Origin of the sequence: Chitinophaga sancti, assembly GCF_034087045.1 — a bacterium.
Taxonomy (GTDB): domain Bacteria; phylum Bacteroidota; class Bacteroidia; order Chitinophagales; family Chitinophagaceae; genus Chitinophaga; species Chitinophaga sancti_B.
Window position 1 is genome coordinate 1,287,570 of the sequence record NZ_CP139247.1, and the last position, 14,666, is coordinate 1,302,235.

Here is a 14,666-nt window from a genome sequence, read left to right on the forward strand (position 1 = left end):
CTATCATGCAAAAAAAAGAATTCCACTCAGGTCGTCGTGACTTTGTCAAACAATCCTCGCTTTTGGCAGGAGGACTATTAACCCTGCCTTTAATCAGTCAGGCCAATTTTTTCTCAGGCGCCAATGACGTCATTAAGATCGCTATGATTGGCTGCGGAGGCCGTGGCACAGGTGCTGCGGTACAGGCACTGAGCACAAAACAGAATGTACAACTGGTGGCAATGGCCGACGCTTTTGCTGACAGGTTGAACGAAAGCTATGAAAATATAAAAGGGGAGGTGGGTGATAAACCTGGCCGATTGAATGTAAAAGAGGAACATAAGTTCGTCGGCTTCGATGCTTACCTGAAAGCGATTCCACTGGCTGATGTGGTGATACTCGCCACCCCTCCGGGTTTCAGACCTATTCACTTTGAAGAAGCGGTAAAGCAGGGCAAGCATATCTTCATGGAAAAGCCTGTAGCTACTGATCCTGCAGGTATCAGGAGAGTATTGGCCGCTGCAGAAATAGCGAAGGCAAAGAAACTGAATGTGGTAGTCGGGTTACAACGCCGCTATCAGAACTCTTACAGAGAGTTGTATAAACGTGCGCAGGACGGTATCATCGGGGATATTACTTCGATGAATGTGTGGTGGAACCAGGGAGCACTGTGGGTAAAACCCCGCAAACCGGAATATACAGAAATGGAGTACCAGATGCGCAACTGGTATTATTTCAATTGGCTCTGTGGCGATCATATCGTAGAGCAACATATTCACAATATAGATGTGGGCAACTGGTTTATGAATGATTACCCGGTTACCGCCGTAGGTATGGGTGGGCGCCAGGTACGCACAGGCAAAGAGTATGGTGAAATATACGATCACCATGCAGTAGAGTATCGCTTTGCAAATGGCGTAGCGATGAATAGCCAGTGCCGTCACTGGAAAGATAGCGCCAGTCGTGTAGATGAAGAGATCACAGGTACCAAAGGCCGCATCATCTGCGACAGGGCGGTGATACAGGATCACAAAGGAAAGGTGCTGTACCAGTTCGATAAGAAACAGGAGAACCAGCCATACCAGACAGAGCATGATGAACTCTTTGATGCAGTGGCACGCGGTGTATACAAGTACCAGGATGCAGAGCGGTCTGCAAAGACAACGCTCACGGCTATCATTGGCAGACTGGCTACTTACTCCGGGCAGATCATTCCTTTTGACCAGGCATTGAAGCTGGACCTGAACTTACAACCAGCCACCTATGCATTTGATGCAAAACCGCAATTACTGCCGGATACAGACGGAAATTATCCTGTAGCGAAACCTGGAGCTACCAGGTACGTTTAACTTTTTCGCATAGTCCGGGCCTTTAAAAGCCCGGACTATTTATTATATTGAAGCATGAGGAATTGCAGAATCTTATTTGTTGTCATGTTGCTGTTCTATTTGCAACACCCCGTATTTTCGCAGTACACTAAAATTCAAACCTGGTCGAAAAAAGAATTGCTAGCCAGCAAGGCGTTGAGACAGGCGAATGTAGGCATCAGCATCTATGAACCGGCTACTAATAAATACTGGTACAACTACCAGGAAGATCACTTCTTCACGCCGGCTTCCAACATGAAAATATTTTCCCTGTATACTGGTATGTTACTGCTGGGAGATTCTCTGCCTGCTATCAAATACCTGGATACTGATTCTGTGTTGTATGTACAGGGCACCGGGGATCCTGCCTTTTTGCATCCTGACTACACGTGGCAACCGGTCTTCCATTTGCTGCAGCAAACCAATAAGAAAATAAAAATTGTTCCGGCCATCAACGAAAATGCCCGCTATGGTTATGGCTGGTCATGGAATGATTATGCAGATTACTATCAGTCAGAACTAAATGAATGGCCGATGTATGGCAACGTAGCCAGACTACGTCATCATGGAGATAGCTTATACATTGTTCCCAAAATGTATGAGCTCAGCACCCTGAAGGATAATAACCTCACCAAGCTGGATGTAAAAAGAGATGAGCTTAGCAACCGTTTTTCCATGGGCTACAACAGTACTATATATAAAGCGGAAGAAGAAGAAGTTCCTTTCATCACCGGTGGGGTGGAAGACCTTGCAGCCCGCCTGGAGGATACCCTGCACAAACCTGTATACATCGCAGCTCAGGCTCCTGCGGGTTTGCAACTCCTGCGCGGAATTCCGGCTGACTCGCTCTTCCTGCCTATGATGCATAGAAGTGATAACTTCTTTGCAGAGCAAACACTGATGATGTGTGCAAATAAACTCTTTGACACCATCAGCACAAAGCGCATGATCAGCTTTATGCTTGATCACTATTTAAAAGAATTGCCTGATACCCCTAACTGGGCGGATGGCAGTGGCTTATCACGCTACAACCTGTTCTCTCCGAGAGACTTCGTGTATGTACTTTCCAACATGTACAAAACATATCCTACCGCACGTCTTTACAGCCTGTTTGCAACAGGAGGAAAAGGTACGTTGAAGAACTATTATAAAGAGCAGTTTGTACATGCAAAAACAGGTACGCTGACAGGCGTTGTAGCACTGAGTGGATACCTCGTAACTAAGAAAAATAAGACACTGGTATTCAGTGTGCTTGTCAACAATCACAACAACAGCGCCACTGCCGTACGACGGGAAGTAGAACATTTCCTGACGCAGGTATATGAGAGCTATTGATTTTTTAATGAATAGCTGATCAGGCGAATGGTATCCGTGGCGGCATCTTTTTCAATGAATCCTACACTATCTGCATAGAAGTAATTGCCCACGGTACCGAGGCTATATGCTTTCCCTTCAATAATCAGGTAGCTGTCCTGCTGGATGCCTATAACTTTTGAGTAGGTATTACCCAGAACGGTTTTAGGGGTGGCTTTTTGGATGATGTGATAATCCAGTAGTCCGGTTTCCGGGTTCCCGGAAAAGGTTGTGGCTTTCACTGTATCGGACCATTGACCGTTTAGCGGCAGATAGTCATACAATACCGGGCGAACAGCTGCCGGGTGATAGGAGGTGGCGGAAGTGTAAGCTGGTTCATAATAATAGAAAATACCCTGGCTATAACGCATATATTGTTTGTTATAACCATCACTCTGAATGAGATAGGTATTACCCTGGATAAGGGTATCGCCAATGACGGTCAGGGAATAATAAAATGTATCTGTCGCTGTATTGTACATGTAATTGTAAACAGCCCCTTTTGTATAGGGAGCATAATTGATCACTTCCGGCTCGCTTACAGAATCTACAGGTACTTCAGGCATTCCCTCCAGGCTATACTCTTTTTTACACGCTACAGTAAGGCACAGCACGATGATAACGGGTATAAAAACCCTAATAAGAGATGGCATAGATTATCAATCTTTTTATAGTTGGCAATCGGTCGCAGAGGATAGTTATCCTAACTAACGTAAATAAATAGCAGGTAGATTTTTTAAGGAGTACAAATATCCAGATTCCCTGATATTATATCGGCACTGGTATACCCACTATAGGGACCAATTTCTTTCTGAAAAACGAGGTTACCACAAGGGTCGGTGAGGATGAGAATTAATGGTTGATTGGCGGCTACTCTGCCCAGGTAGCGGCCATCGGAGTTGGTATAACTATAAGTAGGATAGAAGTCAATTTTGGTTGAAATGGTCGTGAGCAGTTTACCGGCTGGTGCACCCACCTGTTTCAGGATATTAGCATCCAGCGTCACCAGAGAATAGGTCGTGGCAAATAGCCATCGGGTGCCTTTCCGGATATTGCCGGTATAGTCATTTCCTTGTTTATACCCCAGTGTTTCCTGTTTCCAGTATCCGCTGATGGTGTCAAGGTAGAAGAGACCAATTTGTGCAGGAGCGCTTGCCCGGTAAGGACCTGGAATGGCCATGGTAATATTCACAAGGTGCTCACCATCCGGATGCAACGCCACATTGTTGGTATCAAGCAGATCGACTGCCGCCTGACCATAAGAAATCAAACCAACTTCATTGCCGTTGTTATCAATTCCTCTCAGATCGCCAGCCATGCGGGTAGGCTGGTCCGGGTCCAATGGAGTGATATAATCTACGGCTACAGATACGGTCCCCGTATAGACCTGGTTATTGGAATTTTGAATCTGGTTGGGAGAGAACACGAGGTTCACACCTGTAAAACCAATATTCCCTACCGCACTACCGGAAAAGGAAGTTTTGAGATCCTTTGGCATCATTGTCAACTCCAGGTATTGCTGGCCGTAGGCATGCGCCATCAGGGTACGAAATCCGTTGATATAGCCATGTTTTTTGACGGAGATAATAGCAGCATTCGTATCGACCATAACATTGGACAGCGAAAAGTGGCCACTGGAATCAGATGTTGTGCTTAGATCACCACAGTATACCATTGCATTGGGAATGGGTTGCTGTGCATCATCTACTATCAGACCCTGAAATGAGGAAGGGGCAGTAGGCGGCACTTCTTGTGGATTGACTGCTTCGGAATGAATGGTCTTTTTACATGCAGCTGCGACCAACAGTAACAAAAAGGGGGACAATCGTAACCAGTACATATTATCAGTGGGAAAAGCGGGATTAGCTCTTCTTATAAAGTTATAGTAAATAATTGATTAACAATACATGAGGTTGACTAAGACCATATTAAGCAAAAAACCACTTCTGCCGTAGGCAGAAGTGGTTTTTTCGTGAAGTAGATAAACAAAAATCCCTTTATACTCCCAGGCTCCATCCCTGACGATAAGTTCTTTTTACGAACTGATTTGCCTCGTCAAAGTTGGTCACCTTCATATTTTTATTATCCCAGAGCAGTTTTACATAGCGGCCGGGATAGGTGGTTTTCCCATTTGCTTCCTTGCGGATGTCAAAGCTTCTGATTGCCAGGTTGGCCATCAGCAATGCTTCCGTGAGCGGCCCTGCAATGGAGAAAGGAGAGGAGATCGCCTTGTCCTTATCACTGTTATAACCAGCGATAGCAGCATTTACCCACTGTACATAGTGACCTTCCGGTACGCGTGCATATTTCTGTGGTACCTTTACCTGTTCTGTGCGGCTGGTAGGCAGCAATTTGGGATCGCGGCCATAAGTACCACACATCATTTTACCTTTCGTACCGATGAAGATAGCGCCATTACCACCGTCGCCCATAATTTCATTAGGTCCCAGTTCTTCCGGTCTTTCAGGCTGGATACCACCGTCCATCCAGTGGAGGGTTACTTCCTTGCCTTTGTGATTTTCAAATTTCAGGATCACGTGAGATGATGGAGGGCAGCTCTCAGGGAAATAGCCTCTCTTGAATTCATCAACATATACGCTACCTACACTACATTCTACTGACTTGGGAGACCCCAGGCCCAGTATACGGAATGGAGGTTCGATGATGTGGCAACCCATATCGCCGAGGGCTCCGGTACCATAATCCCACCAGCCACGCCAGTTGAACGGAACGAGTTTATCAATGTAATCTTTGTAAGGAGCAGTACCTAGCCATAGGTCCCAATCCAGTTCTGCCGGAACGGGTGCTTTCATATCTGACCAGGGAATGCCTTGTGGCCATACAGGTCTGTCGGTATAGCAATATACGGTGTGTACATCGCCAATAGTGCCGGCATCGTACCATTCACGCAGTTGGCGTACGCCATCGCCGCTGGAACCCTGATTTCCCATCTGGGTAACCACCTTGTACTTTTTAGCAGCTTCGGCAAGCATGCGTGCTTCGTAGATGTCGTGGGTGAGGGGCTTTTGCACGTAAACGTGTTTGCCCAGCTGCATGGCAGCCATAGCAGCAACAGCATGCTGGTGATCTGGTGTGGATACCGTCACAGCATCTATGTTCTTATGCTCCTTATCGAGCATCTCTCTGAAGTCTTTGTAAAACTTAGCCTTTGGAAAGCGCTTTACACTATTTGCTGCACGACGGGTGTCTACATCGCAGAGATAGGCAATGTCAGAAGGGCCTTTTGCTATTTCCTCCAGATCGCTTTCTCCTTTTCCGCCAACACCAATACCGGCAACACGCAGGCGGTCACTAGGTGCAATGAAGCCTTTTCCACCTAATACATGACGAGGCACGATCATAAATCCAGCAGCGGCAAGTGCGCCATCTTTCAGAAACGATCGGCGGGAGACCTGACTTCCCGGGGTGTTTTTTTCGTGGACCATATTAACAATGTTTAGTTAGTTGAGACTGATTTTATTACCATATCGTGGATCGCTATTTGCGTCTTATACGGATTTAAATTATAAATTTATTTTTAAAGAAAGAAGGTAAAATATAGCAATGGCATACATCATCGGAGTAGATATAGGAACCAGCAGTGCCAAAGTGATTGCAGTAAAGGAAGACGGGAGCGTAAAGGCGCACTGCCAGCAGGAATACACTATCCGGCAATCCAGGCCTGGATATAGTGAACAGGACCCGGCTTTTATTCTGGCTGCTGTGAAAAGTGGGATCAGAAGCGTAGCGACTATAATGAAGGCAGCGCCGGCTGCTATATCTTTCAGTAGTGCCATGCACAGCGTGATGATCATGTCGGAACAGGGTGAAGCCCTGACCCCACTAATCATCTGGGCCGACAACAGGAGTGAGCAGGTGGCAGACAAGCTGAGAGGCACCGTGCAGGGGAAGAAAATTTATGAACAGACGGGTACGCCTATCCATGCTATGAGTCCACTCTGCAAGATCATATGGTGGAAGGAAAATGAACCGGAATTATACAAACAGGCAGCCTGTTTTGTCGGCATCAAAGAGTACATCTTCTATCATTTCTTTGGCAGGTACATCACCGATCATTCCATTGCCTCTGCTACGGGGCTTTTTAATATTCACGAATTGTGCTGGAATACGGATTCGCTGACACTGGCCGGCATCACAGCACAGCAACTGCCGGAAGCGGTGAGCAGCGATACCATCATCACTGGCTTAGACCCTGTCATTGCAGCAGAGCTGAATATCCCAGTGGATACACAGTTCATAGCCGGCGCCAGTGATGGCTGTCTGGCACAGCTGGGCAGTAATGCCCTCGATGCGGGCCATGCCTCACTGACAATCGGCACCAGTGGCGCCGTGAGAATGGCTATACCCAATGCCATGACGGATCAGTATAACCGGTTGTTTACTTACATTCTGACCCCGGGGCATTTTGTAATAGGAGGTGCTATTAATAATGGAGGTGTATTGCTTCAATGGTACCTGGATAAATTTCTGCAGACAGGTATGCAAATAGACGCCGGTTTACAACAGGCTTTCGCAACTCCTGCGGGTGCAGCAGGTGTGATCTGTCTGCCATATCTGCATGGTGAACGGGCGCCTGTATGGGATGGACATGCAAAGGGGGCTTTTATTGGGATACAACCGCAGCATACCCAATGGCATTTTATGAGAGCGATACTGGAAGGGATGGCTTATGGTTTACTAAGTATTACCAAAGCTTTGGAAGAAACGACCGGGGAGGTAAAGAAGATCTCTGTGAGCGGAGGGTTTACCGCCTCAAAGGAATGGGTGCAACTGCTGGCAGATATATTTCAGCAACCTATGTATATGACGAAGGAGAGTGATGCATCTGCGATGGGAGCTGTGATTCTGGCAGCGGGGGCAATAAAATTAAAGATTACCCTTACAGCTCAGGAGGAAATCGTCTTTGAGCCGGATACGAACAAAGCGGAGCTATATCAAAAAGCTTATGACGTCTATATAAAATTATACGAGGCATTAAAGCCGGTATTCCCTATAATGTAAAACGTCATGCCGGAAGGCATGACGTTTTTAGTTTTCTTCTCAACCGCCGAACATCTTAGCGAGGTCCGTTAGTTTAAATGATATATAAGTGTACTTCCCGCCGGGTGCTGCATTTGGCATAGCGCAGGCAAAAAGCTCATCTATAATATTCTGCATTTCTTTTGTGGTCAATGATTTGCCGGAAGGTATCGCATTGTTTCTCGCCATCGATCTCACGAGTTGTTCCCGTTTGTTGACCTTCAGCTCACTGCTATAGTGTTTGAATTGTTCCAGCAGCCCTTCGATACTAGCCTGTTCGTTACCGCTCTGGATATCGGCAGGGGTACCTCTTACTACAAAGGTATTGTTGCCAAATGGTTCCAGGTCGTATCCCAGTACCTGCAGGTCAGGGAGCATTTCGCTGATCAGGGCAGCATCGGCAGGGGGCAGTTGCAAGGTCTGTGGGAACAGGCTTTGCTGGGCTGGCATCGGCGTTTCCTGCAATGCACGGAGGTAGCGTTCATAGAGAATGCGCTCATGTGCAGCCTGCTGATCGATCAGGATAAAACCTGACTTGATCTGCGAGAGGATGAACTGCTGATGTACCTGTACGGGTACCTTTTGATCGATGGTATTGTCCTGCCAGCGTTCGTCAATTACAGAGGCGGTAGAAGACCTGCTTTCGAAGCCCACAGCTGGTAAAGGCTGTGTCAGGGTGTCTTCATCACGCTCTTCTCTGCTATAGGAATCGGAGGATTTGCCAATATCGTAGAGGTCTTTCCAGTGCTTCAGGTTACTGCTGCTCTTATCGATCACATGTGCCTGATTGGCCTGGGTAAACGTTTTGTAGAGTGAGGAGGTTGCGGACTGTTCCTGGCGCTCAGCAGTAAACGGCTGGCTCACGGCATCCAGGTGCTGTATTTCGGGATCCAGTTCGAAGTTGAGGGTAGGCATCACATTGAATTGTGCCAGTGCGTGCTTGACAGCTGACTGTACAAATGCATACATCACCTTCTCGTCATCGAACTTGATTTCCTGTTTGGTTGGATGTACGTTGATATCCACATGCCCCGGATCGAGGTCTATAAACACAACGTACAATGGAAAGCTATCTGCCGGGATCATATCGGCAAAGGCCGTCATGATCGCATGGTTTAGGTAAGGGCTCTTGATAAAGCGGTTGTTGACAAAGAAGAACTGGTCGCCCCTGGTCTTCTTGGCTGCATCCGGTTTACCTACAAACCCGTGAACGTCCATGTAATCGGTACTTTCCTTTACACTCACCAGCTTTGAATTGTAGTGCTGGCCGAGGATGGCAATGACACGCTGCTTCAGGGATCCTTTTTCAAGGTAGAAGAGCTGTTGTGTATTGTTCAGGAGTGTAAACTGGATTTGTGGGAAAGCCATGGCTACACGGATGAACTCATCTACGATGTGTCTCATCTCGGCGGCATTGCTTTTCAGGAAGTTACGTCGGGCTGGTACGTTGAAGAACAGGTTCTTCATTGCAATAGAGGTCCCTTCCGCCGTTTGGCAGGGTTCCTGTTTCCTGACGGCACTATTGTCGATCTCGATATAAGTACCTATGTCTGTACCGCGCATACGGGTCTTTAATTCGACCTGCGATACGGCAGCAATTGAAGCCAGTGCTTCACCCCGGAAACCCATCGTCCTGATCTGGAACAAGTCTTCAATGGTCTGGATTTTAGAGGTGGCATGCCTCTCGAAACACATGCGGGCATCTGCTTCACTCATTCCTTTACCATTATCAATTACCTGTACCAGTTCCTTTCCGGCATCCCGGATGATTAGTTGAATTTCCGTTGCACCAGCGTCCACCGCATTTTCCAGCAGTTCTTTAACTGCTGAAGCTGGCCGTTGGATCACCTCACCTGCTGCGATTTGATTGGCTATGTTGTCTGGTAATAGATTGATAATGTTCGCCACGTATAATGTGCCTTTATGCTGTAAAGTTAGGAAAGTTTACTGTTGATTCCGGAGGCGGGGATAAGATGCTGGCAAAATGTGAACTAGCGTTTTGCCATTCCCCCAAGGTGCTGTATTGACGGGTGTTTCAGCGCTTTGTGGATAGTGTGGATATGTTATTAACATTTCTACCTTGTTAACAAGACGTTAATCGCCGTGATTTTCAGCCATCTACTGAGGGAATCTGATAATTTTGATCCTCGCAGTATAAAAAGTATTGAATAAGGGAAAAAACCTGCATATGGAAGACGAAAAAAAGAGTGATGTATATTCCCGGACGGCTACCAACAAGGTGAGTCTGACTAACGAAGAATGGCAAAAGCGCTTAACTCCCGAAGTGTACCACATCGCAAGAGAGAAAGGCACAGAATGGGCTTTTACAGGAAAATACTGGAATTCAAAAGATAATGGCGCTTACTATTGTGCCGCCTGCGGCAACCCTTTGTTCATATCCGATGCTAAGTTTGAGAGCAGCTGCGGCTGGCCCAGCTTTTTTGAACCGGTAACTAAAGGCAGCGTAATCTATGCCCCGGACAACTCTCACGGTATGCACCGGACAGAAGTCATGTGTGGCCGCTGCAAAGCTCACCTTGGACACGTATTTGACGATGGTCCTCCACCAACAGGCTTACGCTATTGCATTAATTCTGTCATCCTCGACTTCGAAGACGACAAGCAGTAAATATTTACATACAGGGAAAGGACTGACTGAAGAACCTTTGGTCAGTCTTTTTTGTTGGCATAATTCAACTACGACAGATAAGGCTGCAACTCGTTGACATAAGATGTAGGTTCGAACTCGATGATTTCATACAGCGCCAGCTGGAATTTATCCAATGGATCTTCGCTCATGATTTCTTCCACTTCTTTGCGGCTCCCGGCTTTACATATGATCAGGCCACCGGATTTAGGTTTCCTGCGACCTGCCAAAATGAATTTACCACTCTTGTAGTATTTGTCTAGAAATGCTCTATGCTGCTCCATATAGTGTTCTATGGCAGCGACAGGTCTGATATATTGTAACAGGATGAGGTACATGATAGCGTGTCAATAATAGGATTTAGTGATCATGATTGGAAACCTTTGTGCAAAGGTATAAAACTATTGCAGCATTTAATTTTATAATACTCAATATAAATGAATGGATTGTGATATCCCTGAAAACAGCCACATATCTCGAAAAGCTGTAACTTAATATTATCCCCTCATAGCTTTACTAACGAAAAACAAAGTATTTTAGCGTCCAGTATATCATTATTAATTTCAGATCCCCTTTTTATGACAAAGATGTTTTCCAAAGTTTTGTTAACTGCTGTAACAGCGGCAGTTATGTTGTCTGCATGTTCGAAGGTTCCTGATCAAAGCAAATATATCCCCAAAACCGCAGGCGTGGTGTTGAGCATCAATAGCAAGCAGATCACTAATAAACTAGTGACCAATGGTCTTACTATGGAGAAAATGTTTTCCGCATTGCAGGACCAGGATACCAGCAATCCTGCTATGAAAGCATGGAAAGATGCAGAAAACTCGGGTGTAGACCTGCAGAATAATTTCTTCGTATCGGTTGTATTCAACAATAGCCAACAGTCTTACGTAACCCTCACCGGGGGGCTGAAAGACGCTGGCAAGTTCGAAGCTTACCTGAAAAAGAACCTGCCAAACTTCACCATGAAAAAGAAAGATGACTTCCAGTACGTTTGGGAAGCTGATCAGGATGCTGTGATCGGCTGGACCAAAGAAACTGTGATCTACATCCGTGGTGTAGATGCCAATAAGCTGAAGAATGGCGGTCTTCCGGGTGGTATGCCAGGTGGCATTCCAGGCGGTGGTTTCGATGAGGATGAGGACGACAGCAGTGCTGTAGACAGCGCTGTAGCGACTCAGGTTCGTTTCCAGACACCTGATGCCGAAGCAACCTGGGTAGCAGAAGCTGATCACCTCTTCCACCTGAAGAAAGATGAATCGGCAGCAGACATCACTGCATTCCATGACCTGCTCAAGAACAATGCTGACCTAAGCGTATATGTAAATCCAGAACCCATGTATGCTTCACAGGGTGCAGCGATTCCTGCAAACCTGAAAAAGCTGCTGGAAGGTAGCTACTATACCGGTGGTGTAAACTTCGAGAAAGGTAAAGTAGTGATGGAAGGTGTATCATATGCAGGCAAAGACCTGTCTGATATCTACAAGAAATATGGTAAAACAGAAGCAGACGTGAAGCTGTTGGAACAATATCCTTCTGACAATATCCTTGGCTTTATGGTATATGGTTTCGACTTCCGTATGCTGGGCGATATCGTAAAGGCAACAGGTCTGGATGGTATGGCGAATATCAGTCTCCGTATGTACTCCGGCAATCAGAACCTGACACTGGATGATATCCTGAATGCTTTCAACGGCCAGATGTTCTTTGCAGCTTCTGACCTGAATGTCAGAAAAGCACCAAGCACCATAGTAACAGGTGATTCTGTAACCAGAACTGATCTGAAATGGGTGTTTGCGATGAAAGTTGGAGATAAGGCTGCTTTTGACAAAGTAATCAGCACACCAGCCCTGCAGACATTCGTGACCAAAAAAGGTGATAAATATGTACTGGCAGACATGATGCAGCAACCAGGTATGCCTGCCCTGTCTATCGACGATAAACTGATTGCTGTGGCTAACGACCAGCCTACACTTGATGCTTACCTGGGTGGTAAAGGCAAGGTCGGTGGTCTGGACAATAGCTTCGTAAGCAAGATCAAAGGCAACCCAATGGGTGCTTATATCAACTTCGAAAAGATTGCAGCTGCGATTCCTGTAAACGATATTCCTGCAAATGGTCAGGCAATCGCCGGTCAGGTAAAAGATCTGCTGAAAGATGCGACTGCTGTTACCCATCCTTTCGATGGTAAGTCACAGCGTTCTGAAGTAGTACTGAATTTCAAGAAGGATGAGAATAGCCTGGTTCAACTGGTGAATCTTGGTACTAATGTAGCCCGGATTGTACATGAAGAAAAGAAGGCAGATACATCTGTAGTATACTAAACGGCACAGAAATTTTAAACCAAAAGATCATCCTGTTCCGAAGAAGCAGGATGATCTTTTGGTTTAATAAATATTTAATCGCAACATGCAGTTACAATTAGAAAATCTGGTTCCCATTCCTCTCAGGGATAAAATCCTGCAGCGCAATTCGGACATTTGGAATCAGGCCGTTACATTCACTCCTGGTAGTTTTGCCAAAATCAAGGCACCATCGGGCACAGGCAAAACCACGCTGGTCCACTACCTGTACAACATCCGGAACGACTATAGCGGCAGGGTGCTGGTAGATGGTCAATCCTGGGATGCCTACAAGAAAGACCAGATAGCCCGTATGCGGCAGCAGCAGATCAGCGTCGTCTTCCAGGATCTCCGCATCTTTGAACAACTCACCGCACAGGAAAATATAGAGCTCAAAAGAGTGATGCTACCCAATCCATACTGTACCGCCGAAAAGGTGGCAGAAATGGCAGCCCGCCTGAGCGTATCCCATATCCTGAACCAAAGCGGCAAAACACTTTCTTACGGAGAACGTCAGCGTATCGCCATCATCCGTGCACTGGTACAACCATTTGAATGGCTCATTATGGATGAACCCTTCAGCCACCTGGACGATGCGAATGCACAAAAGGCTGCTGATCTGATCGCAGAAGAATGCCGCGCCCGCAATGCCGGATTTATTTTAACAGACCTGGACAATGACAACAGGTTTGCCTACGACATACATTTCAATCTATGAAGCAATCGTTTTTTGGCTTACTCAAAAAGATCATTCAGACGGGCATAGGCAAGGGCCGCCTGATTATGGCTACTACCGGTCTGGGTATCGCCATGTTACTGTTGTTGCTGGCCATACAGATGCATACAGACTTTGATCAGTTGCTCTACAACCAGCAAAATCAGAATGAAAGCGTAGACTTCCTCGTCATCAACAAAAAGATCACGAACGATATGATGGGGCAGTCGGAAAAAAGTGAGTTCACCCCACAGGAAATAGCCGATATCAAAAAGCAGCCATTCACTGCTGCCTTTGGCTTTATTACTTCTAATCAGTACAAGGTTTCCGCCGCTGCTCCCGGGGATCTGCACTTCTATACCGAAATGTTTTTCGAGGCCGTACCAGATACCTTCATCGATGTAAAGAGTGAAGACTGGAAATGGCAGCCAGGTGATAATACCATTCCCATCATCCTGCCAAACGACTTCCTCAATTTATACAACTTCGGCTTTGCTCTGAGCCAGGGATTACCACAAATTTCCCCTGAAACCATCAAAGCACTCCCGATGAAAATCACGATTTCAAAAGGGCTGCTTACGCAGGAATTTACAGGTAGGATCGTTGGCTTTTCAGATAGAATTTCTTCCTTCCTCGTTCCCGGTAGTTTCATGGATTGGGCGAATGGAAAGTTTGGCAATGGACAGACGGCTTCTCCCAGCCGTGTGATCATTAAAACAAAAGATCCTTCCAATCCAGTACTGGTCAAATACCTGGAAGATAAAGGATATAGCACCAACCAGGATAAACTCAAATACAGCAAAACCAAAGTGATCCTGCAAACCATTGTATCTGTAATTGGGTTTTTTGGTTTGATATTACTGCTCTTTGCACTGTTAGTGTTCAGTATGTTTATACAGGTAGTGATTGCGAGCTGCAAGAGAGAGATACAACTGCTGGTAACCTTAGGTACTGCACCACGACAACTGCAGCGATACCTGATGCGACAATTCGTGCCTTTGTATATATTTACAGCGATCATTGCGCTCGTATTGATTACGGTATTGCAATGGAAAGCAGCTGGTATACTTGCGGGTATGAAGCTATTTGTATCTTCATGGATCAGCCCAGGCACCGCTGGTGCAGCTGTACTTGTGATCATACTTGTTTACATTGTGAACCTGTGGAGTGTGAAGCGATATATCAACGAGATCAGTTAATTCAATTTATTCTTCTAACAC

The 14,666-nt window shown here is 46.2% G+C and carries 12 protein-coding genes; 7 read left to right on the plus strand and 5 right to left on the minus strand.

Annotation, left to right across the window (positions count from 1 at the left end; genetic code table 11):
* Positions 1 to 5: 5 nt before the first annotated feature.
* Together SIO70_RS05360 and SIO70_RS05365 are read left to right on the plus strand one after the other, a co-directional pair.
* Positions 6 to 1,328: a Gfo/Idh/MocA family oxidoreductase gene (locus SIO70_RS05360; RefSeq protein ID WP_320579935.1), complete on the plus strand. Its 1,323-nt coding sequence runs from the start codon at positions 6 to 8 to the stop codon at positions 1,326 to 1,328.
* A gap of 84 nt (positions 1,329 to 1,412) precedes the next feature.
* The gene (locus SIO70_RS05365) at positions 1,413 to 2,681 is read left to right on the plus strand and encodes a D-alanyl-D-alanine carboxypeptidase/D-alanyl-D-alanine-endopeptidase (protein WP_320579936.1); all 1,269 of its coding nucleotides are present in this window, start codon (positions 1,413 to 1,415) and stop codon (positions 2,679 to 2,681) included.
* Here SIO70_RS05365 and SIO70_RS05370 read toward each other — a convergent pair.
* From SIO70_RS05370 to SIO70_RS05380, 3 genes are all read right to left on the minus strand, one after another.
* On the minus strand, positions 2,675 to 3,352 hold the full coding sequence (locus SIO70_RS05370) for a hypothetical protein (protein WP_320579937.1): 678 nt from the start codon (positions 3,350 to 3,352) through the stop codon (positions 2,675 to 2,677). The two genes, SIO70_RS05365 and SIO70_RS05370, sit on opposite strands and share 7 nt — an antisense overlap.
* An 83-nt stretch (positions 3,353 to 3,435) precedes the next feature.
* Positions 3,436 to 4,539 (minus strand): hypothetical protein, encoded by a 1,104-nt coding sequence (locus tag SIO70_RS05375; RefSeq protein WP_320579938.1) that lies wholly within the window; start codon positions 4,537 to 4,539, stop codon positions 3,436 to 3,438.
* Positions 4,540 to 4,696: 157 nt separating this feature from the next.
* Positions 4,697 to 6,145, minus strand: coding sequence for a Gfo/Idh/MocA family oxidoreductase (locus tag SIO70_RS05380; protein WP_320579939.1), 1,449 nt, complete (start codon positions 6,143 to 6,145; stop codon positions 4,697 to 4,699).
* 118 nt (positions 6,146 to 6,263) lie between these two features.
* On the opposite strand from SIO70_RS05380, the gene SIO70_RS05385 reads away from it, so the two are divergent.
* Complete coding sequence (locus SIO70_RS05385; RefSeq protein WP_320579940.1) at positions 6,264 to 7,721, plus strand: gluconokinase; 1,458 nt, start codon at positions 6,264 to 6,266, stop codon at positions 7,719 to 7,721.
* 39 nt (positions 7,722 to 7,760) lie between these two features.
* Here the strand turns inward: SIO70_RS05385 and mutL are convergent, their stop codons facing one another.
* Positions 7,761 to 9,647 carry a DNA mismatch repair endonuclease MutL gene (mutL, locus tag SIO70_RS05390; RefSeq protein WP_320579941.1) on the minus strand — a complete coding sequence of 629 codons (1,887 nt, stop codon included), beginning with the start codon at positions 9,645 to 9,647 and terminating at the stop codon, positions 7,761 to 7,763.
* Between the two features lie 280 nt (positions 9,648 to 9,927).
* Here mutL and msrB point away from each other — a divergent pair, with 280 nt between their 5' ends.
* Positions 9,928 to 10,368 (plus strand): peptide-methionine (R)-S-oxide reductase MsrB, encoded by a 441-nt coding sequence (msrB, locus tag SIO70_RS05395; protein WP_320579942.1) that lies wholly within the window; start codon positions 9,928 to 9,930, stop codon positions 10,366 to 10,368.
* 68 nt (positions 10,369 to 10,436) lie between these two features.
* Here the strand turns inward: msrB and SIO70_RS05400 are convergent, their stop codons facing one another.
* Positions 10,437 to 10,724 carry a YciI family protein gene (locus tag SIO70_RS05400; protein WP_083725114.1) on the minus strand — a complete coding sequence of 96 codons (288 nt, stop codon included), beginning with the start codon at positions 10,722 to 10,724 and terminating at the stop codon, positions 10,437 to 10,439.
* Positions 10,725 to 10,964: 240 nt separating this feature from the next.
* Between SIO70_RS05400 and SIO70_RS05405 the strand changes: the two genes are divergently transcribed.
* The 3 genes from SIO70_RS05405 (at position 10,965) to SIO70_RS05415 (ending at position 14,645) form a co-directional block, all read left to right on the plus strand.
* On the plus strand, positions 10,965 to 12,713 hold the full coding sequence (locus tag SIO70_RS05405; protein ID WP_320579943.1) for a DUF4836 family protein: 1,749 nt from the start codon (positions 10,965 to 10,967) through the stop codon (positions 12,711 to 12,713).
* Positions 12,714 to 12,798: 85 nt separating this feature from the next.
* Complete coding sequence (locus SIO70_RS05410; protein WP_320579944.1) at positions 12,799 to 13,449, plus strand: ATP-binding cassette domain-containing protein; 651 nt, start codon at positions 12,799 to 12,801, stop codon at positions 13,447 to 13,449.
* Complete coding sequence (locus SIO70_RS05415; RefSeq protein WP_320579945.1) at positions 13,446 to 14,645, plus strand: FtsX-like permease family protein; 1,200 nt, start codon at positions 13,446 to 13,448, stop codon at positions 14,643 to 14,645. Before SIO70_RS05410 ends, SIO70_RS05415 begins: the two co-directional genes overlap by 4 nt.
* The last annotated feature ends 21 nt before the right edge of the window (positions 14,646 to 14,666 follow it).